This is a genomic window from Azospirillum sp. TSH64, from assembly GCF_003116035.1.
In the GTDB taxonomy this organism is placed as follows: Bacteria; Pseudomonadota; Alphaproteobacteria; order Azospirillales; family Azospirillaceae; genus Azospirillum.
In genome coordinates this window covers 5,961,545-5,981,910 of record NZ_LGQW01000015.1, presented here as the reverse complement: position 1 = coordinate 5,981,910, position 20,366 = coordinate 5,961,545, and the positions used below count along the sequence as shown (strand labels likewise).

19 protein-coding genes and 1 pseudogene are annotated in these 20,366 nt (G+C 65.9%); 13 read left to right on the top strand and 7 right to left on the bottom strand.

Features of this window, described 5'->3' with window-relative positions:
• The first annotated feature begins 59 nt into the window (after positions 1-59).
• Entirely contained in the window at positions 60-836 is a 777-nt protein-coding gene (locus TSH64_RS28565; RefSeq protein ID WP_247873200.1) for an IS6 family transposase, read from the top strand.
• Between the two features lie 28 nt (positions 837-864).
• Here TSH64_RS28565 and TSH64_RS28560 read toward each other — a convergent pair whose 3' ends face one another.
• A complete protein-coding gene (locus tag TSH64_RS28560) occupies positions 865-1,578 on the bottom strand; it encodes a TetR/AcrR family transcriptional regulator (protein ID WP_109450277.1) in 714 nt (237 codons plus the stop codon).
• Between the two features lie 325 nt (positions 1,579-1,903).
• Between TSH64_RS28560 and TSH64_RS28555 the strand changes: the two genes are divergently transcribed.
• Genes TSH64_RS28555 through TSH64_RS28525 form a run of 7 tightly spaced genes read left to right on the top strand, consistent with a single transcriptional unit; the run spans position 1,904 to position 9,595 of the window.
• Positions 1,904-3,184, top strand: a complete 1,281-nt coding sequence (locus TSH64_RS28555; protein ID WP_109453126.1) for an alpha/beta hydrolase — start codon at positions 1,904-1,906, stop codon at positions 3,182-3,184.
• 35 nt (positions 3,185-3,219) lie between these two features.
• Positions 3,220-4,095, top strand: coding sequence for a VOC family protein (locus TSH64_RS28550; RefSeq protein WP_109450275.1), 876 nt, complete (start codon positions 3,220-3,222; stop codon positions 4,093-4,095).
• A gap of 40 nt (positions 4,096-4,135) precedes the next feature.
• Entirely contained in the window at positions 4,136-5,806 is a 1,671-nt protein-coding gene (locus tag TSH64_RS28545; RefSeq protein WP_109450273.1) for an AMP-binding protein, read from the top strand.
• On the top strand, positions 5,803-6,300 hold the full coding sequence (locus TSH64_RS28540) for a thioesterase family protein (protein WP_109450271.1): 498 nt from the start codon (positions 5,803-5,805) through the stop codon (positions 6,298-6,300). The genes TSH64_RS28545 and TSH64_RS28540 overlap by 4 nt, the downstream gene beginning before the upstream one ends.
• Complete coding sequence (locus TSH64_RS28535) at positions 6,297-7,451, top strand: FAD-dependent monooxygenase (protein ID WP_109450270.1); 1,155 nt, start codon at positions 6,297-6,299, stop codon at positions 7,449-7,451. The genes TSH64_RS28540 and TSH64_RS28535 overlap by 4 nt, the downstream gene beginning before the upstream one ends.
• Positions 7,448-8,818, top strand: coding sequence for an MFS transporter (locus tag TSH64_RS28530; RefSeq protein WP_109450269.1), 1,371 nt, complete (start codon positions 7,448-7,450; stop codon positions 8,816-8,818). Before TSH64_RS28535 ends, TSH64_RS28530 begins: the two co-directional genes overlap by 4 nt.
• Before the next feature lie 12 nt (positions 8,819-8,830).
• The gene (locus TSH64_RS28525) at positions 8,831-9,595 is read left to right on the top strand and encodes an Asp/Glu racemase (RefSeq protein ID WP_282188128.1); all 765 of its coding nucleotides are present in this window, start codon (positions 8,831-8,833) and stop codon (positions 9,593-9,595) included.
• Positions 9,596-9,688: 93 nt separating this feature from the next.
• Here the strand turns inward: TSH64_RS28525 and TSH64_RS36035 are convergent, their stop codons facing one another.
• From TSH64_RS36035 to TSH64_RS28515, 3 genes are all read right to left on the bottom strand, one after another.
• Positions 9,689-9,853, bottom strand: a complete 165-nt coding sequence (locus TSH64_RS36035; RefSeq protein WP_199237691.1) for a hypothetical protein — start codon at positions 9,851-9,853, stop codon at positions 9,689-9,691.
• A gap of 3 nt (positions 9,854-9,856) precedes the next feature.
• Positions 9,857-10,111 (bottom strand): hypothetical protein, encoded by a 255-nt coding sequence (locus TSH64_RS36030; protein ID WP_199237690.1) that lies wholly within the window; start codon positions 10,109-10,111, stop codon positions 9,857-9,859.
• Between the two features lie 211 nt (positions 10,112-10,322).
• On the bottom strand, positions 10,323-11,048 hold the full coding sequence (locus TSH64_RS28515) for an SDR family oxidoreductase (RefSeq protein WP_109450267.1): 726 nt from the start codon (positions 11,046-11,048) through the stop codon (positions 10,323-10,325).
• A gap of 114 nt (positions 11,049-11,162) precedes the next feature.
• Here TSH64_RS28515 and TSH64_RS28510 point away from each other — a divergent pair, with 114 nt between their 5' ends.
• Together TSH64_RS28510 and TSH64_RS28505 are read left to right on the top strand one after the other, a co-directional pair.
• On the top strand, positions 11,163-11,555 hold the full coding sequence (locus TSH64_RS28510) for a helix-turn-helix domain-containing protein (RefSeq protein WP_109450266.1): 393 nt from the start codon (positions 11,163-11,165) through the stop codon (positions 11,553-11,555).
• Positions 11,556-11,636: 81 nt separating this feature from the next.
• Positions 11,637-12,571 (top strand): annotated as a pseudogene (locus TSH64_RS28505) (IS5/IS1182 family transposase).
• Between the two features lie 469 nt (positions 12,572-13,040).
• Here TSH64_RS28505 and TSH64_RS28500 read toward each other — a convergent pair.
• The 3 genes from TSH64_RS28500 to TSH64_RS28490 all read right to left on the bottom strand — a co-directional run bounded on the left by TSH64_RS28500 (position 13,041) and on the right by TSH64_RS28490 (position 16,114).
• A complete protein-coding gene (locus tag TSH64_RS28500) occupies positions 13,041-13,745 on the bottom strand; it encodes a DUF3841 domain-containing protein (protein WP_146208078.1) in 705 nt (234 codons plus the stop codon).
• Between the two features lie 366 nt (positions 13,746-14,111).
• The gene (locus TSH64_RS28495) at positions 14,112-14,882 is read right to left on the bottom strand and encodes an SDR family oxidoreductase (protein ID WP_109450263.1); all 771 of its coding nucleotides are present in this window, start codon (positions 14,880-14,882) and stop codon (positions 14,112-14,114) included.
• Between the two features lie 29 nt (positions 14,883-14,911).
• On the bottom strand, positions 14,912-16,114 hold the full coding sequence (locus tag TSH64_RS28490) for a mandelate racemase/muconate lactonizing enzyme family protein (protein WP_109450261.1): 1,203 nt from the start codon (positions 16,112-16,114) through the stop codon (positions 14,912-14,914).
• Between the two features lie 213 nt (positions 16,115-16,327).
• Here TSH64_RS28490 and TSH64_RS28485 point away from each other — a divergent pair, with 213 nt between their 5' ends.
• The 3 genes from TSH64_RS28485 (at position 16,328) to TSH64_RS28475 (ending at position 20,143) form a co-directional block, all read left to right on the top strand.
• Complete coding sequence (locus TSH64_RS28485) at positions 16,328-17,095, top strand: GntR family transcriptional regulator (RefSeq protein WP_109450259.1); 768 nt, start codon at positions 16,328-16,330, stop codon at positions 17,093-17,095.
• A gap of 92 nt (positions 17,096-17,187) precedes the next feature.
• The gene (locus TSH64_RS28480) at positions 17,188-18,165 is read left to right on the top strand and encodes a TRAP transporter substrate-binding protein (protein WP_109450257.1); all 978 of its coding nucleotides are present in this window, start codon (positions 17,188-17,190) and stop codon (positions 18,163-18,165) included.
• Positions 18,166-18,262: 97 nt separating this feature from the next.
• The gene (locus TSH64_RS28475) at positions 18,263-20,143 is read left to right on the top strand and encodes a TRAP transporter large permease subunit (RefSeq protein WP_109450255.1); all 1,881 of its coding nucleotides are present in this window, start codon (positions 18,263-18,265) and stop codon (positions 20,141-20,143) included.
• Positions 20,144-20,366 lie beyond the last annotated feature (223 nt).

The window sequence follows — 20,366 nt, the reverse complement described above, 5'->3', positions numbered from 1 at the left end:
TGCCAGGCACCGTCAAGTTCGAGTTGGCAAGGTGGCTGGGGTGACGGTACAGGGCGGGGATGACGACGCGCCCCGATCCGATGTACGCTGGCTACCGCTTCCCTGCCGAGGTAATCAGCTTTGCGGTGTACCTGCACTTCCGCTTTCCGCTGAGTCTGCGCATGGTGGAGGAGTTGCTGGCCTTGCGCGGGATCACGGTCAGCCATGAATCCGTGCGCCAGTGGGGCCTGAAAATCGGCCGAACGATTGCCAGCCGCATCCGGCAACGGCGCCTCGCCCGCGGTGACAAGTGGCATTTGGATGAGGTCGTCATCAGCATCGCCGGCAAGAAGCATTACCTGTGGCGGGCCGTCGACCAGGACGGCTTCGTGCTCGACGCGCTCGTCCAGAGCCGGCGCGACACCAAGGCGGCCAAGCGTCTGCTGCGCAAGCTGCTCAAGAAGCAGGGCCGCGCTCCCCGTGTCATAGTGACCGACAAGCTGAAGTCCTACGCCGCCGCCAAGAGGGACCTGAAGCTGCGCTGCGAGCACCGCCAGCACAAGGGCCTTAACAATCGTGCCGAGAACAGTCATCAGCCGACCCGACGACGCGAGCGGCAGATGAAGCGCTTCAAATCACCACGGCATGTGCAGCGCTTTCTGTCCATCCACGACCCGATCAACAACCTCGTCCATCTCCGCCGCGATCATCGCTCAGCCTCCGAGTACCGCGCCGCCCGAATTTACGCGTTCGCCGCCTGGGCTGAGGTGGCGCGCCGCTGGCCGCGTAATCGTCCCGCCCAACGCACATTCCTGGTCAAACCGCGCCCGCCCTCATCACCAGCGCCAACAACTTGACGGTGCCGCCAAAGTCAACGGAACCCCTTCACGGTCCCGCATCCTGCCGCTTGTAGAGGAGTTCCAGGCAATCAAGGCTCTCGTGCAACTGGCGAAACAGATTGCCGGGATCGCTGGCCGCCTTGCGCTGATCGTCCGTCCGCAAAAGGCCATGCACTGCCAGATCCGCCAGAATCCCAGCGACCTCCCTGGCCGTCTTGCGCCCGCCATCGTGAAACCACCAGGTCGTCCAACTGCACATGCCGATCAGCGCGAAAGCGGCGACGCGGGCGTCGACAGGACGGAACACGCCCTGCTGGATCCCTCGCGCGATCTGCGTCGTGAAATGGTCGAGCACGGCCCGTTTGGAGCGCTCGTGCACCGCGCGCAGGTCGGGGGGCAGTTCCACCTCGGTCCGATCCACGACCCGGAAATGAAGGGCGTGCGAGAGGAGAAGCTCGACATGGCCGCTCACCATGGAGCGCAGGACCTCGACCGGATCGTCGTCGGTCCGGGCCGAGAGCATGGCGGATTGCCGATCGCTGACGACGGTGACCTCCTCCACCAGCGAAGCCAGGATCTCTTCCTTGCTTTTGAAATAATAGTAGAGCGCCGTGCGCCCGACATTCAGCGCGTCGGCGATATCCTGGAAGCTGGTGCCGGCGAAGCCGCGTTCTGCGAACAGCTTTGCCGCCGCGTCGAGCACGCTCTGGCGCAGCAGCGCCTTCCGGCCGGTTTCCGCTTTGGCCGATGTTCTGCCCACCCCGTCCTCCTATCCGGTTTCTCCATGCCGCAGGATGGGAGGTTTTGACGCGAACGTCAAATTTTTGAAGCGTTGATTGACGGGAGCTTCCCAATCCCAAAGGGCATCGAAGGCTTTGAAAACGTTGCCTTGAACGGCAATGACCACAATGCAGGTGCGACAAAGCGCGCCTTGACAGGAATTTCCACCTATTGACGGTACCGTCAATTATTCGTCACCATGTCAAATATGCAGGGCGGGCAGCATCGATGAATGGCCGTGCCGGCCTGCCTCAAGACCAACATACGGGCGGATCGCGCCGCCCTTCGTAAGGGAGACGATGGACATGCCGGTTTCGGGCACACCCGCGCCTGCCGCACATCAGTCGGCGGATCAGGCGGCGACGGCGGGATTTCTCAACACCGATTGGAACCCGCGCGACCTTCCCGACGGCACGCTGACGCGCAACGTGGCGCTGCGCACGGCCGACCGGGCGGCAACGGGGGGCACACTCTATGTCAGCGGGCGCAGCGACACGGTCGTGTGCATCATGCACCCGCGGGAATTCATGGCCTGCCATTACCTTGTCCCGGACATCGTGGAAGCCGGCTTCGCCGCCTGGTCCCAGTCGCCGCGCTCCGTCGGCAACGACAGCCGGCTTGAGCACGAGACGGCTCTGTTCGATGTCGCCGCAGGGCTGTCCTTCCTGCGCGCTCAGGGCTTCCGCCGCATTGTCCTGCTCGGCAACTCCGGCGGCGGCAGTCTCTACGCCTTCTACATGCAGCAGTCGCAGTTGACGCCGGATCGGCGGATCGCCCGCACGCCCGGCGGGCGGCCGACCAATCTTGCGTCGCTTGAGATGCCGGTGGCGGATGGGCTGGTGCTGGTTGCGCCACACCCCGGCCAGGGCATGCTGCTGATGGGATGCATCGACCCGTCGGTGACCGACGAGGATGACGCGCTGTCGGTGGATCCAGCCCTCGATCCCTTCAGTCCGGCGAACGGCTTCGCGGAGCCTCCGGGACCGTCCCGCTACTCCCCGGACTTCGTTGAACGCTACCGCTCCGCGCAGCAGGCCCGGGTCGCGCGCCTGGACGAACGGGCGCATGCCCTGATCGGGGAACGGCTGGCGGCGCGCAAGCGCGCCAAGGAGACCGGCAGCATCGACGACCGGCGGCGCGGCGCCCACACGCCACTCATGACCGTTTGGCGGACCGATGCCGACCTGCACTGTTTCGACCCCAGCCTCGATCCGTCCGACCGCGGCTATGGCTCCCTGTGGGGGCGGGACCCCTTCGCCTCCAACTACGGCGCGGTCGGCTTCGCCCGCGTCTGCTCCCCTGAGGCGTGGCTGTCGACCTGGTCGGGCCTGTCGTCGAACGCCTCCCTGCACAAGACCGCGGCAGCCGTCGAACAGCCGTTGCTGCTGGTCGAGTACACCGGCGACGTCTCGACCTTCCCGTCGAGGGTCGCGTCTCTGTTCGACGGCTTCGCCACAGGACGCAAAACGCATCTGCGCATCCGCGGCGATCACCACGGCCGCGCACTGACCCCGGATGAGGAGCCGGGGCGCTACGCCGCCGGCCGGGCGGTCGGCGGGTGGCTGCGCGACCATTTCGGCGGCTGAGCGCCGCGAACGAATAGGAATTCAAGGAGACCAGCATGCTTGACCAATCTGCGACCAGGCTCCGCCTGCGCGGCGTGGACCATAGCGCCCGCCCGACCTGGAAACTGCGCGAAACCGTGGAGTTCTACCGCGACAAGCTGGGCCTGCCGCTCGTCCATGTCATCTCGGCGCGCGGCTGGGGCCCGGCCACCCATCCCGACTTCCTGCATTTCTTCTTCGACAGCGGCAACGGCAGCACCATCGCCTTCTTCTATTATCTCGGGTCCGACCAGCCGGAGGCGCTGGAAGGGCGCGCAGCGATGCCGCCGCTGCCGGACGACCACGTCTTCGATGCGACCCACACCGCCTGGCTCGTCGACAGCGAAGAGGAACTGAAGGACTGGAAGCGGCGCCTGGAAGCCGAGGGTCTGACCGTTTCGGTGGAGACCACGCACGAGGTGATCGAGTCCATCTACGTGCGCGATCCCAACGGTTATTTCGTTGAGATCACCCGCAAGCTGCGGCCGCTGAACGCCATCGATGCCACCGACGCCGCCCTGACCCTGCGGGCCGCCCTGGATGCCGAAGACGCGGCATCCGCCGAAGGCCGGCGCGTCGCCGCCATCGACGAGATCTGGACACGAAAGTCCAGGTTGCTCGATGCGGACGGCGGCCCCGCCGCGGCGGTCAGCATCTTCGTGCCGCGGCTGGAGGAATTCGCCAGCCTGACCCGCGCGGCCCGCGGGCGCGGCGACTGCACCGTCACCGCGCTGGACACCCACGACCGTATCGACGCCGCCGGGCCGGTCGAGTTCCAGCGTCGTGCGCTCGGGCTGAAGCCGGCGGTCTGGTACGGACTTTTCACCGGCGGCATCCGCGGCCGGATCGAGATCTTCGACCGCGACCGCGTCGTCATCGCCCCCGCTGCTTAAGGCGGCCCGCGCATCGAAACGCATCAAGGGGAGGACAGAGATGACAGGAATCCGCAATCCCATAAGCGGAGTCGTCTACACGCCGGCCGATCAGGCCGAGCGATACCTTGCCGACGGAGCCTGGATCCCGTCCACCGTCGGGGACGCGCTGCGTGCCACCGCAGCGCGCCATCCTGACAAGCCGGCCCTGATCGGCGACGAGCGGACCGTCACCTTCGCCGAACTGGACGGGGCGAGCGACCGGTTGGCCGCGGCGCTGCTGGCGCTGGGCCTTGCCGCCGGCGACCGCGCGATATTCCAGATGGGCACGACGGTCGAGACCGTCATCGCGCTCGCCGCCTGCTTCAAGGCGGGGATCGTCCCCGTCTGCACGCTGCCGCAGCACCGCGAGGTGGAGATCGGCGAGCTGGCCCGGCAGAGCGGCGCCCGCGGCTACTTCGTCCAGGCGGACTTCAGCCGTTTCGACCTTGTCGGTTTCGCCATGTCCATGATGGAACGGCACACCGGCCTGCAGCATCTCGTGGTTGCGCGGGGCGGGAGGTCCGCCGGACTGGCGCTGGAGGATCTGATCGCTGCCGTTCCGGCGGAAACCGCGCGCGCCCGGCTGGCCGGCCTGCCCTTCGGTCCGCAGGACGTCCTGGCCTTCCAGCTGTCCGGCGGCACGACCGGACTGCCCAAGATCATTCCGCGCTTCCATGCCGAATATCTCGGCCATGTGCGGCACCTGATGGGGCTCTACGGGATGACGGCCGACAGCCGCATCCTGTGGTCGCTGCCCCTGCTGCACAATGCCGCCCAGGTCTATGCGCTGATGCCGATGATGCTCGGCGGCGCGACCGTCGTCCTGATGCCGAAAGTCGACATTCGGCGCATGCTGGAGCTGATCGAGGAGCACCGCGTCACCCACGCGCTGTCGGTCGGCCCCATCGCGCCGCAGCTGATGGGCTATGCGGACATCCGGCGGCACGACCTGTCCTCCCTCCGGCTGTTCGCGACGATGAGCCGCGCCGACAAGCTGGAGGAGCACATCGGCGTGCCCTGCTCCAACCTTTACGGCATCACCGAGGGGTTGCTTCTCGGCTCGCCGGCGGACGCCCCGACTGAGCGGCGGCACCGCACGCAGGGCACATCCGGCTGTCCGTTCGACGAGATCCGGCTGCTCGAACCGGGAAGCGAGACCCCGGTGCCGCCCGGCCAGATGGGCGAGCTGTGCTTCCGCGGCCCGTCCAGCCTGCGCGGCTATCTCGACAACCCGGCGGCGAATGCCGGGGCCTTCACGTCCGATGGCTTCTACCGCACGGGCGACATCATGACGGCCCATGTCGTGGGGGGACAGACCTGCTACGCCTTTGAAGGGCGCCTGCGCGACAACGTCAACCGCGGTGGCGAGAAGATCGGCTGCGAAGAGGTGGAGGCCTATGTCAGCCGCCATCCCAGCGTCGCCGACGCCAAGCTGGTCGCCATGCCCGATCCGGTCTATGGCGAGAAGGGCTGCATCTTCATCATCACGCGGCCAGGCATGCCGGCTCCGAACGTGCAGGAGCTGGGCGCCTTCCTGACCGGTTGCGGGCTTGCGAAATACAAATGCCCGGAACGCGTCGAGGTGCTGGACGAGTTCCCCCTCACCCGCGTCGGCAAGCTGAACAAGCCGGCGCTGAAAACACTGATCGCCGACATCTTGGCGGCTGAATCCACGGCAGGTGCGGCATGACTCCCAACGACTTCACAGCAACCGAATACATCGTCGGCACCAACCCCCTGGTGATCCGCCGCCGGGTGAAATGGGGGGAATGCGACCCGGCCGGCGTCGTCTACACCGTCACCTTCAGCGAATACGTCATCTCGGCCGCGGAGCTGTTCTACGGCAGCCTGTTCGGCACCACCCCGCAGCGCGCCAAGGACGAGCAGGGGTTCGGCACGCCCACCCGCGCGCTCGACTTCGACTTCCGCCGGTCGCTGCGGCCGGACGAGGAGTTCGAGATGACCGTTACGGTCGCGGAAATCCGGAGCCGCACCTACGTGCTGCGGATCTGCGCCCGCACGCTCGATGGCGACATCGCGTTCCTGGCACATCTGACCCCGGTCTGCGTCGCCCGCGGCGAACGCCGCTCCATCGACATCCCCCCGGCATTCCGGCAGGCGCTGGAACGCTACCAAGGCGCCTGTGCGGCAGAAGGCCGTGCGGCGGAAGGAGGCCCGGCATGAAGATCACCATCATCGGAGGCGGGCCGGCCGGCCTTTATTTCGCCCTGCTCGCCAAGAAGCACGACCCGGCGCACGACATCCAAATCCTGGAACAGAACCCGCGGGGCGCCACCTACGGCTGGGGTGTCGTCTTTTCCGACGTCGGCCTTTCCTTTCTGAAGGAGGCGGACCCGGACTTCTTCGCCGAATTCACCGCCGGGCATGAATGCTGCGATTACATGGAGATCGTGCACCGCGACACCCGCGTGCAGATCCACGGCAATCACTTCTCCCGCACCGCCCGGCTCGCCATGCTTGAAACACTGGAGCAGGCTTGCCTGCGGGTGGGTGTGGAGATCCGCCACGGCGAACGCATCACCGACATCGACGCGCTGGCGCAGGATGCCGACCTGCTGGTCGGGGCCGACGGCGCCAACAGCGCGGTGCGCCTGCACTACGCCGAACAGTTCCGCCCCAGCTTTGAACGGCGACGCAACAAGTTCGCCTGGTACGGCACGCGCCAGCGCTTCCATCCCGTCTCGCTGATCTTCCGCGAAACCGCGGCTGGCGTCTTCATCGCCCACAGCTACCAGTACAGCCCGGAGTTCAGCACCTTCCTGGTCGAGGTCGATCCGGAGACGTGGCTGCGTGCCGGCTTCGACCGGATGAGCGAGGAGGAGAGCAGCCGCGCCTGCACGGAGATATTCCAAGCCGACCTCGGCAGCAACCCGTTGCTGACCAACCGGTCGCACTGGTTCGAGGCGAACATCGTGCGCAACGAGCGCTGGCATCACGGAAACGTCGTGCTGCTGGGCGACGCGCTGCGCACTGTGCACTTCTCGCTGGGGTCCGGCACCCGCATGGCCATGCAGGACGCCATCGCGCTTCACCGCGGGATCGTCGACCATCCCGGCGACCTGACCGCCGCCTTCGCCGTCTTCGAGGCGCAGCGCCGCCGGTCCTCCTCCAGCTTCCAGGGCGCCGCCGCGCGCAGCCTGGACTGGTACGAGACGGTCGCCGGCAAGCTCCACCTCGACCCCGTCGGCTTCGCCTACGACTACATGCGGCGCACCGGGCAGGTCAGCCACGAGGATTTGCGCCGCCGCGATCCGCATTTCACCGCCGCCTACGAGGCGCAGAACACCGACGAACCCCTGGGGAGGACGGCATGAACATTGTCAGCGTCTCCGACGTTATCGGGCGCAGCCGGCTGGGCGGCTTGCAGTTGCGCGTCGTCGCGCTCTGCACCCTGTGCATGATCGTCGACGGATTCGATGTCCAGGCCATGGGCTATGTGGCTCCGGCGATCATCGGCGACTGGGGCATCCAGAAGGCGGATCTCGGCACCGTATTCGGTGCCGCTTTGCTGGGCATGACCCTGGGTGCCCTGGTCATGGGCATGATCGCCGACCGGTTCGGCCGCCGCCCGGTGCTGATCGCCGCCATGCTGTGTCTGGCACTCACCAGCTTCGCGACCGCGCAGGCCGCCAGCGTCGAGGAGTTGCGATGGATGCGCTTCCTGACCGGCCTGTGCATGGGTGCGATCGTGCCCAATGCCGTGGCGCTGGCCGGGGAGTTCAGCCCGGCGCGGGTGCGCATCACGCTGATGATGGTCGCCTCATCCGGCTTCATCCTCGGCGGAGCCTTGGGCGGGGTCGTCGCCGGCCTGCTCATCCCGGCCTATGGCTGGCATGCGGTGTTCCTCGCCGGTGCGGCCGCCCCGCTGCTGCTGGGCGTGGCGATGCTGGCCCTGCTGCCGGAATCCCTGCAATACCTGACGGTGAGGGGGCGAAAGCTGGATCAGGTGCGGCGCTGGCTTGCCCGGATCGAGCCGGACCTGACCATGCGCGACGACACGGTTCTGGTCGCAGACGACCGTCCGGCGCGCGGTGCGCCGATCCTGGAGCTGTTCCGCGGCACGATGGCGGTGGCAACGCCGCTGCTGTGGCTGCTGAACTTCATGAACCTGCTTGCGGCCTATTTCCTCGCCAACTGGCTGCCGGTGATCATGACGGAGGCCGGTCATCCCGCCTCGGCAGCGGTGATGGTGGGAACGATCTTCTGGGTCGGCGGGCTGGTCGGCAACCTGCTGCTCGGCTGGCTGGTCGACCGGCACGGCTTCGGCCCGACGCTGGCGATCAATCTGCTGGCCGGCGCACTCGGCGTGGCGCTGATCGGACAGGTCTCCGGCTCGCTGGGGATCGCGGGCGCGGTGATCGCGGTGGCCGGCTTCTGCATCCTGGGGGGACAGTCCGCGTTGAACGCGCTCGCCGCCGCCTTCTACCCGACACCGGTTCGTTCGACGGGGGCGGGCTGGGCGCTCGGCATCGGCCGGCTGGGATCGATCTTCGGGCCGGTCATCGGCGGAGAACTGATGCGGCTGAACTGGTCCACCGCCGACCTTCTGGTGGTGGCCGCCATTCCCTGCCTGATCGCGCTGGCCGGCAACCTGCTGCTCTGGGCGCTTGGCCGGCTGCCGCGCACGGCCGGCAGCACGGCCGGCGCTCTTGCCCCGCAACCCGCCCGATCCCGCAGCTGAGGAGCCCGCATCATGACCCGCACCTACCGCATCGGGCAGATCGTGCCCAGTTCCAACACGACCATGGAAACCGAAATCCCGGCCATGCTGCGCGCCCGCGAGGCGGTGCTGCCGGAACGCTTCACCTTCCATTCCAGCCGGATGCGCATGCACCGGGTGGTGAAGGAGGAGCTGGAGGCGATGAACCGCGAGGGGCTGCGTTGTGCCGCCGAACTCGCCGACGCCCGCGTCGACGTGATGAGCACGGCCTGCCTCGTCGCCATCATGGCGATGGGCCTCGGCCACCACCGCATAGTGGAGCGCGAACTGGCTGAAATCGCCCACGCGAACCACTGCGCGGCGCCGGTGATGACCTCGGCCGGCGCGCTGGTCGAAGGGCTGAAGGCGCTCGGCGCGCGCCGCATCGCCCTGATGGCACCCTACACCCGTCCCCTGACCGAACTGGTGGTGGCTTACATCGAGCATGAAGGGATCGAGGTGATCGACTGGCGCTGTTTCGAGATCGCCGACAATTTGGAGGTCGGCCGCCGGGACCCCATGCGGCTGGTCGAGGACGTGCGTTCGCTGAAGACGGCCGGGGCGGACGTCGTCGTTGCCTCGGCCTGCGTGCAGATGCCATCCCTGCCGGCGATCCGCCCCATCGAGGAGATGCTTGGCATTCCTACCGTTTCCACGGCGGTCTGCACCGTGTACGGCATGCTCTCCCGTCTGGGTTTGACCCCCGCAGTTCCTGGCGCCGGGGCGTTGCTGGCGGAAGGCCTGCCAGTCTTGCGCTGACTGCCAAGGGCAACGTCAATCGAGGGGAGCGCGACAGGTGACGTTGCAGCATCGAGGCGGTGGAGCTTCTGACGGCGTGGCTGACGCTGTTGATTACACGATGCGGATGGAGTCCGGGCGTCCGAGGTCGAGCATGCGGTTCAGGACCGGGACGGCGACGCCGATCCCGGTCTGCCGCCGGTCGTCGGTATGGAAGCGCGGACCATCCCCGATCACGTGTTTGTAGCGGCTGAAGATGGCCTCCACGAGCGCGCGCAAGTTTTAGCCGGATGTTGCCTGCCATGCCCTGCGACCACCGTCAGCGATGGCCTGCGGATGCCGGTCCCGCGGTGTCGGATCGCTCTGCGCGCTATCGCTCGGCACCGCGGTGGAGCGCGGCGGCACGGCCTCGTCGCTGAACCACACGGTCAGGCTGCCACGCGCTCGCAGCGCAGCATCATACTTCTGCCAGTTGCGAACCCTGTATCGCTGCTTGGGGATGTGATGACGGCGCGCGGCGTTGCCTTTGAACGGCATCGGCTGGATCAGAACAGGGAAAGGTCAACGACGCCTCCCCTACGATGCCACCCCGCCATCCGCAATCCTCACCTCGCTGCAACAACGTCGCGGCGCGGGCCAGTCAGGCGTCGCACCAGGTCTGAGCCGACGGCAGCACCCGGTTCGACCGCCGGGAGGATCTGAGGCCGGGTCAGCGCCACAGTCTCAGATCCTCCCGGCGGCGCACGGATCAGACCTGCGCCATGCCGCCATCGACCGGCAGCTCGGCCCCGGTGATGAAGCTGCTTTGGTCGCTGGCGAGAAACAGTGCGGCCGAGGCCACTTCGTCGGCACGACCCATACGGCCGAGCGGGATCAGCGTCGTCAGCGTCTCGCGCACCTCGTCTGACGCCGCCGCCATCATGGCGGTGTCGGTTGGCCCCGGTGCCACGACGTTGACGCGGATGTTGCGGGGCGCCAGCTCGTTGGCCCAGGTCCGCGCGAACGAGCGTACGGCGGCCTTGGTGGCCCCGTAGACGCCATAGCCTTTGGTGCCGATCGCGCCGGCGATCGAGCCCACCAGCACGATCGAGCCGCCATCCGGCATGATCGCCGCCGCAGCCTTGGCGGCAAACAGCAGCGTGCGCACGTTGAGGCCGAAGGTCCGGTCGAAATGATCCTCGCCGATGCCGTCGAGGGTCGCGAACTCGGAGATGCCGGCGTTGACGGCGAGCACGTCCACCCGCCCGGCCTCGCTGCCCACCGCCTCGAAGAAGGCGGCGAGCGCCGTCAGATCGGAAGCATCGACGCGGCGCGAGTGCAGCCTGCCGGCCCCAAGCTCAACCTCTCCCTCTTCGGCGCGACGACTGGTGGCGTAAACCGTGGCGCCTTCCGCCGCGAACCGCTCTGCGATGGCGCCACCGATGCCGCCATGGCCACCGACCACGATGGCGATTTTTCCTGAAAGCCCGCTCATACGTCCTCACATCGCTGGTGATGACGAACAGCTATCATTCCTATATCTAATTACAAGAAGGCACCTGATGGTGCTCAGATACCAGATAGTGCCTAGATATTGAGGTGTATACCCATGGCCAGAGACGTGCTCGATCTGCCGCTCGATGTCACCGCGACGCGGCCCATCCTCGAACATATCGCCAACAAGTGGACGGTGCTGATCCTGAGCGTCCTCTGCACGCAGCCGGCGCGGTTCAACGACCTCAAGCGCCGTCTCGACGGCATCACCCACAAGGCTTTGTCCGAGGCATTGAAGCGTCTGGAGCGCAACGGCCTCGTCAGTCGCAAAGTCCTGCCGACGCAGCCGATCGGCGTCGAGTACACGATTACCGATCTTGGCTGCTCGCTGCGCGAACCCTTCGCCGCCCTTTACAACTGGTCGCTCGCCAACGGCTCCGCGATGGAAAGAGCACAGCGAGCCTATGACGCATCGAGAGGGGAGGGAGGGTTGGAGGAGGAGATCTAACAGGCTGCGGGAAAAGGGCTGCTCCCGGCCGGCGAGTCGTGATTCTTTGTGGTTGTTGAGAATACGGGTGTCGAGGGGACGATGCGGGGCACGGATGAGCGGAGCGAGGGTCTTTTCAGCCACGTGAGCTGTGAGGCTCGGGTTCCGGCCGATCATCCTCTGCGGGCGATCCGGGCCATCGTGGACGAGGCGCTGGAGGTGATGTCGTCGGCGTTCGAGAGGCTGTACTCCAAGATCGGGCGGCCGTCGATCGCGCCGGAGAAGCTGCTGCGGCCTTCTATGGACGCCCCGGTGTGTGACGTTACCGTGTTCACCAACAACCGCGAGCGCCTGCTGGCCGGCGATGTGGCGGCCAAGTTCCTGGCCACCGTGCTGGGCCGGCCGAAGGTCCAGGCACTGCTGTCGGACGAGCATTTCTCGGTGGACGGCACGCTGATCGGTGAGCAATCGAGACGCCACCGGTTCGAACCCGGTGGCGAACGGGGCGTCGGTGAAGAGTTTCCGGCCCAAGGACGGCAGCGGCGAGCCGCCGGGGCCGGGGCGCAACAGCGACCGCGACTTCCATGGCGAGAAGCGGTCCAACGAGACCCATGCCTCGACCAGCGATCCCGAGGCGCGGCTGTACCGCAAGGGAAACGGGCAACCGGCGAAGCTGGCCTTCATGGACCATGCGTTGATGGAGAACCGCCACGCCCTGGTGGTGGATGTCCGGCTCACCGCGGCCACCGGCCTGGCTGAACGCGAAGCGGCGGTGTCCATGGTCGAGGCCATCCCCGGCCGCCACCGCATCACGGTGGGTGCCGACAAGGCTTACGACACCAAGGATTTCGTGGCCGACCTGCGCCAACTGGGCGCCGCTCCGCATGTCGCCCAGAACACTCGCAACCGCCGCTCGCCCATCGACGGCCGGGCTGCGCAAGACCCGCCATCGCGGCACGGGCCGTGTCGGCTGGATGTTCACGCTGACCGCCGCCTACAACCTGATCCGCCTGCCCAAGCTGCTGGCGGCGGCATAATCATGCCCGGAGTCCGCCTAAACGGCGGTTCCGGGGCCTCGGAGCGCGAAAAGGCGCCCAATTTCCGATAAAAACGGCCGTTAGAAACGCCATTTTTAAGCCTCAACGGAGGAAAAAGGCCAGAATATGTTCGTTTTTCCGCAGCCTGCCAGGTGAGGCAGTGCCAACGCGCGGTCCCAGGCTTTGAAATCGCACCACCCCAAGCGCGACAACACGTCAGCCCAAGGCCTGAGGCATCGTATAAGCTCTGCTACGGTCAAACCCGGTTCGAATGCCGGCAATGAGCGGACATGGCTCAGCAGAGCGAGGTGGTCTGTGGCGTCCATGATCCGATCAGGTTCATGGTGCTCGGCGATGATGATCGTGCCGTTTCGGATCGATCGCACAGCGGCCATACGATCAAACTCCTGTCTTCCGCAGCCGACGGCACGCGGGCTCACTCAGTGCTCGTGCTCACCGCTTCAGCATTCTACCCGATGCGTTCAAGCTCTGCGCCGACGCAACCAGTCGCAGGACCGTTCACCCCACGTTCGTGGGGCCGTGGCGCCTGGACCTGTTCATACACGTGGACAATTTCGCTGAGATGAACGCGGTCGATGCAGGCCTGTACGTAATGGCCTGGGCCACGCCACTGCATCTCCTCCGGCGAGCGCGGGTGGCCGGTCTCGAAAACCCGCAGCCAACTTTTCCGCCGCTGCGACGGCGTTGCCCCGCCGGCCGCTTCCACCTCGTTATCTTCCGCTTCCGTCCGGCTAAGGTACCAGTCGTTCAACACAGCGTGCCAGTCGTCGAAGTCAGAGAGGAGGATGCGATGGCGAGGAACAATGGCGCTGACCAGGACCGTCGCCTCACCCGCCGCTTTCCCCCAGATCGACGGCCGTGTGGACGGCCTCTTCAGCCACCCCCAGACGGGATAATCACCCGAGAAACGGGGCATCAACTCCGCCAATCTTTCACGCATCCAATCATAAGGGCTGGGGTGATCAGGATCGTCGGCTGGTCCTCTGGCGTCAGTGTGTCGGCCAAAAGCAAACTGGTGATTACCGGACAGCCAGCCGGTCTGTCGTGCCACGCTCAGCGCGTCACGGTGTTGTGCCGACCAGACCCGGACGGGTGCCATCGGATCAGCGCTCAGCACCGCAAGTAACCGTGAGCGGCTAATGGGTTTCAGCAACTGATCCTCCTGGCCGCGCGAAGCTTCCGGTTGGCAAACCGGATTGATAGGATTATAGGCGCATCCGGCGGTGATTTACGTCTTGGGTTCGTGTTCAATCCGGCCTTGCAAGTTCCTCACCTTCGTGACAGGTGTTTGGGCATTGTCACAGGAGTAGTGGCGGATCTCTGGTCTTGACATCATCTTCTTCGGATGCAGCAGCTCTCGTTTGCCCGCCATTGGTTTCCGCCTGATCTCTCGCTGCACCCCGCGTACAGGCCGTGGCCGGCTGGGAAGCCGCAACCACCGCAGCGTGAGCGAAACTGCAAATTTGGGGGGTCTACGCGCCGGCTCTATTCCCGTGACAACGCCACAAGGACGATTGTGTCACAGGACGGCCAGCCAGCCGCCATCCACATAGATGATCTGTCCGTTGACGTAGTTCGACGCCGAAGACGCCAGATACACCGCGGTCCCGGCCAGTTCCTCCGGTTGGCCCCAACGCTGGGCCGGGTTGCTGTTCTTCACCCAGGCATCGAAGGCGGCGTCCTGAAGCAGGGCCGCGTTCATGTCGGTGGCGATGTAGCCCGGCCCGATGGCGTTCGCCTGGATGTCGAAGCGCGCCCATTCGGCAGCCATCGCCCGGGTCAGCATCTTGATACCGCCCTTGGCGGCGGTGTAGGGCGCCACCGTCGCCCGCGCCGCCTCGCTGGTCAGCGACCCGATGTTGATGATCTTGCCGCCACTCCCACGCGCGATCATCCGCCGCGCCGCCTCGCGGGCGACGATGAAGGCGCCGGTCAGGTTGGTGTCGATGACGCGCTGCCAGTCCGCAAGCGCCAGATCGACCATCGGCTTGCGGAACTGGATACCGGCGTTGTTGATCAGGATGTCGACGGCAATTCCCCGCTCGTCGAGCGCGGTGAAGGCGGCGGCGACCGCCGCCTCGTCCACCACGTCGAACAGGCTGCCGTCCGCCGCATGGCCCAGATCGGTCAGCCGCGTCACCGCCCCGGCGAGCGTCTCCTCGTCGCGTCCGTTCAGGATGACGCGGGCGCCGGCCTCCGCCAGTCCCTGGGCGAAGGCGAAACCGATTCCGCGGACGGAGCCGGTGATCAGGGCCGTGCGGCCGGAAAGGTCGAACGGGGATGTCTTCATGGGGTGGGTCTCCATCGGGCGGCGGGGCCTCAATCCAGGGAGCTGATGCGACGGGTCAGGTCGGACCGTTCAAACACCGAGGGCAGCAGGTCTGTGCCCAGTCCCGGCCCTTCCATCGGATAGACATAACCGCCCTCGATGCGGGGGACCTCGGTGACCAGTTCCTTGTACCATCCGGTGTAGAAAGCGCGCACCGATTCCTGGATCAGCGTGTTGGGCTGCGACAGCGAGGAATGGACCGCGGCGGCATAGGCCACCGGGCCGGTGCAGTCGTGCGGCGCATAGGGGCGGTGGTAGGTGTCGGCGAGAGCGGCGATCTTGCGTCCTTCGGTCAGCCCACCCGTCCAGGCCAAGTCGGTCATCACCACGCCGACGGCGCCGGCCTCCAGCATGTCCTTGTAGGGGAAGCGCGATCCCAGCGTTTCGGAAGCGCAGATCGGCACGCTGGTCGAGGCAGCCAGTTCGGTCAGCGCATTGACCGAATTCATGCGGATCGGATCCTCGTACCAGGTCGGCTCGTAGTCTTCCAGAACGCGGGCGATCCGCTTGATCGTCGGCAGGTTCCACAGGCAGTGGAACTCCACCATGATCTGCATCCGGTCGCCGACCGCCTTGCGGATCTTCTCGAACGGCTCGACGCCGCGCTTCATCTGCTCCGCGGTGATGAAGCGACCGTCATTCTCGATCGCCGCGGGATCGAACGGCCAGATCTTCATCGCCGAGATGCCCTGCTCCAGCAGGCTTTCGGCCAGTCCGCCGGCGTCCGACATGAAGGCGTTCAGATCCTCGTACGGACCCGGGCTGGCGCCCAGGTTCCAGGTGTCGACCGGCTTGATGCGATGGGAGCGGACATAGCCGTAGCCGGCGCAGGTGTTGTAGACCGGCACCCGGTCATGGCAGAGGCCGCCCAGCATCTGGTGGACCGGCTGGTTGCAGGCCTTGCCGAACAGGTCCCACAGCGCGATGTCGACGGCCGAAGCCGCCCGGTATTCCGTGCCGGTCGAAGACTGCGCCAAAGGCAGGTTGACCATGTCGCGGTTGATCGCCTCGATGCGCAGCGGGTCCCGGCCCAGCAGCCGCGTGGACAGCGTGTCGTGCAGATGGGCTTCGACCGCACCGGCCCCGTAGAACGTCTCGCCCAGCCCGACGATCCCGGCATCGGTGTGGACCCGCACCCACAGGACGTTGGCGAACTCTTCGGTGCGAAGGGTTTCGATGGCGGTGATTTTCATGAGCCGTCCCGCGATGAGTAAGGAAAGAAGTTTCGGGAAATCAAAGGCATGGCAGAGGATCAGGGCAGGATGCGACCCCCGCGTGCCCATGGCCATGCATGCAAGGGCATCCTATTTCCGTTTGTGATATTTCACAACATGTTTTAATGTACCACTGTTCGCATGCCGAGCATGAGCGATGGCGGGCAGCTTACGGTAAAGGAGGACGGCGTTATGGGACGTGGACGCAGCAAGCCGGTGCTGATCGGGCCGGGGGACGCGATCGACCGCAAGCAGGCGCGGGCCAATCAAGCCAACCTGCTGGAGCTGGCTTACGGCAAGCTCGAGGAGCTGCTGGTCAACTGCACGCTGGCGCCCGGCCGGTTGCTGTCGATCCAGGATCTGCAGGATATCACCGGTCTCAGCCGCACGCCTGTCCATCAGGCGGTCAGCATGCTGGCCCGCGACACGCTGGTGATCGTCAACCCGCGCAACGGCATCCAGATCGCTCCCATCGATCTTGCGCGCGACCGGCTGTTGCTGGAGTTGCGCCGCGACATCGAGCGCTTCGTCGTGCGCCTCGCCGCCGAACGGTCGGGGCCGACGCAGCGCAACCAGATGATGCACCTGTCACGGGTGCTGCGGGAACGGCGGGCGACGATCACCATCGACCAGTTCAACGAATTCGACCGCAGCATCGACAACCTGATCCTGGCGGCCGGCAACGAGCCCTTCGTCGGCAATGCGCTGCGTCCGCTGCACACGATCTTCCGGCGCATCGGCTTCCTGCACCAGAACCACATCGGCGGCGAGGCGACGCTCCACCGCAGCGTGGACTGCCATCTGGCACTGACCGACGCCATCGCCAACCGCCGCGCCGACGATGCGGTCAAGGCTTCCGACGAAATCGTCCAGTTCGTCGACGCCATGTTCGACGAGCTGGAAGCCCGCATCGACCCGCGTCTGCTCGATTGCAGCGTCGAGCCGCTCTTCACCTTGTGACCGGAACCACTTCCCGGCGGGCAGGTCGCGTTGCCGACGGAACTCCGGTCGCGACCAGTCGCGCTCAAAACAATCCCAAAAGGAGGAAAACCATGAAGAAGGCTCTGTTGGCAGGGCTGGCTCTGACAGCCGTCGCCCTCGGCATCTCGATGCCGGCCGTCGCCGCCACCACTGCACGCATGTCGCTCGACGTTCAGGAGGGCAACCCCAAGCATATCGCCGCGACCCGCTTCGCCGACGCGGTGTCGGACGCCACCAAGGGGGCGGTCAAGATCCGTATATTCCCGAACAGCCTGCTGGGTGCCGAGTCGGAATCGGCGGAAGGCATCCGGCTCGGGTCGATCCAGATGGGAATCATCACCAGCTCGGTGTTCACGACCTGGGTTCCGCAGGTGCAGGTGCTCGACCTGCCCTTCCTGTTCCGCGACGACCAGCATGCCGTCGCGGCCAACGCGGTGCTGACCAAGGCGCTGTCCGAGAGCTTCCGCGAGAAGGGCTTCCATCTGCTGGGCTTCTCGGTCAACGGCGCCCGCCAGCTGATGAGCAAGGACCCCATCGTCACCCCGGCCGATGCGGCGGGCAAGAAGATGCGGGTGATCCAGAGCCCGATCCATGTGGCGCTGTGGAAGGCCGTCAGTGCCAATCCCGTGCCGATCCCGGCGCCGGAGGTATACAACGCCATGCAGACCGGGGTCGTCGATTTCTTCGACAACACGGCCACCAATTATCTGACCTTCCGCTTTTATGAAGTGGCACCGCACTACACCAAGCTGAGCCACATCTACGCGATGGGCGCCTGGGTGGTGTCCGAGCCGTGGTGGCAGAAGCTGACCGCCGACCAGCAGGCCGCCATCGAAAAGGCGGCGCATGACGCGCAGGCGGACATCGTGCCGCTGCAGGCCAAGCAGGACGAGGAGGCGCTCGCCAAGACCGTCGCCCAGGGCGCCACCATCCACGAGGTGAAGGACAAGGCGGCATGGCGTGAACTGATGAAGCCGGTCTGGGCGGAGTTCACGCCGAAGATTCCGGGTTCCGACACGCTGATCCCGGCAATCGAAGCGGTGAAGTGACGGGGCGGGGTATCGCTTGCGCGGACGGTGTTCTGCACCGCCGCGCTTCCCCCAGGGACGTTAGGCCAAGGATTTGGCCAATCGGAAAGGTCCGATCATGTCGGAAGTCCAAGCCACCAGTTCTGAAACAATGCCCGGCCGGTCGTCTCCGGCCTGGGGAGAAACGGTCTGCCGCCTGATCGAAAACGCCGTCGGAGCCGTCAACTTCGTGGTTCTGATCGCGCTGACGCTCGTCGTCTTCGCGGGCGTGATCGCACGCTACATCTTCAACAGCGGCTTCACCTGGACCGAGGAGTTCTCGATCTGGGCCTTCACCTGGCTGATCTTCCTGGGTGCCGCGACCGGGATTCGGCAAAAGCGGCATGTGCATGTCGATCTGCTGGTCGACCATCTGCCTGCATCGGCGCGGCCGGCGGTGGATTTCCTGCGCGACAGTCTGGTGGCGCTGACGCTCCTCTTGTTCACCTTCAGCGGTTACGAGCTGGCCGACCGGATCGGCGGCGTTAGCACCACGCTGCAATGGCCGAATGCCCTGCGCTATGGTGTCGTGCCGGCGGCCGGCGGCATCGGGCTGCTGTTCCTCCTGCTGGGCGAGACGACGATGGCCGGGCTGCTGCGGCGGGCCGGGTCGGTCCTGCTGGCCGGCGCCATGTATCTGGTCGTGCAGGATACGGCGCTGTCGCCGTTCCAGGATGTGTCGCCCAGCCTGCTGATGACGCTGGTGTTCTTCCTCACCATGCTGATCGGTGTGCCAATCGCCTTCTGCATGATGCTGGGCGTGTTCATCACGACCTGGAGCGCCGATCTGCTGCCGGCTCCGGCGATCCTGCAGAACATGATCGCCGGGTCGACCAAGTTCATCCTGCTGGCGATCCCGTTCTTCCTGACCTCCGGCTATCTTCTGAATCTCGGACGCCTGTCGGAGCGGCTGATCGATTTCGCCGAATCGCTGTTCGGCCATTTCCGGGGCGGTCTGGCCCAGGTCGTGGTGGTCAACAGCGTGCTGATCGGCGGCATTTCCGGGTCTTCCGGAGCCGACGCGGCCAGCACCACCAAGGTCGCGGTGCCGGAGATGATCAAGCGCGGCTATTCGCCGGCCTTCTCCTGCGCGATCACGGCTGTCTCGTCGATCCTGCCGAACATCATTCCGCCGGCCATCGCCATGCTGGTGTATGCCTCTGTCTCCAATGTGTCGATTTCCCGCCTGTTCGCCGCCGGCATCGTTCCCGGCCTGCTGGTCGCCATTGCCCTGATGGTGGTCGTCTACATCCTTGCCGTCCGCCGCGGCTATGAGGGAGGCAAGAAACGGGCGCCCGCCAGCGTGGTCTGGAGCAGCTTCCTGCAGGCAGCCCCGACCCTGGCCATTGCCGTGCTGATCCTGGGCTGCATCCGCCTGGGCATCACCACCGCGACCGAAGCCGGCGTCATGGCTCTGGTCTGGGCCTTCATCCTGGGAAAATTCGTCTATCGTGCCTATGGTTGGCGCAGCTTCTACCGGGCCATCATCGACTGCGCGACGGACTCCGCACTGATCGGCTTCCTGATCGCGACATCGGTTCCCTTCGCCTGGATCCTGATCGCCGAGGGTGTGCCGCAGGAGTTGATCGGCTGGGCGCGTGAGACCGCGCAAGGGCAGTTCGGCCTGCTGCTGATCATGAACATCACGCTGTTCGTGGCGGGCATGTTCCTGGACCTGACGCCGGCCATGCTGATCGCGGCACCGCTGTTCCTGCCGCTGATGACCCAGGCGGGCATCGATCCGATCCAGCTCGGCCTCATCATGATCATCAACCTCCAGCTCGGCGGCGTGACCCCGCCGGTCGGTATCCTGGTCTTCATCTCGGCGCAGATCGCCAAGGTCCAGCCCTATGCCGTGTTCCGCGAGGTCGGCGTGTTCGTCGCGGCCGTGCTGGTGGTCCTGGCGGCAGTGTGCGCCTTCCCGTTCCTGACGGTGGGGATCTGGGATCTTTTCGGCTGAAGCTATGCCGATTGCATCAAGCCTCATAACGGCAGCCCGGGAGCAGGCAGCGGCGCCCCCACTTGCTCGATCACGTCGCCGAGCCCATGGCCTCGGTAACCGACAACGGCGGCTATGACCGAAGCGGGGTCTATGCGGCGGTCCACGAACGCCATCTTGAGGCCGCGGTGGTGGCGCCGCCGCACCGCGATGCCGTGCTCAGCAACATGGCTGAAACCGCGCC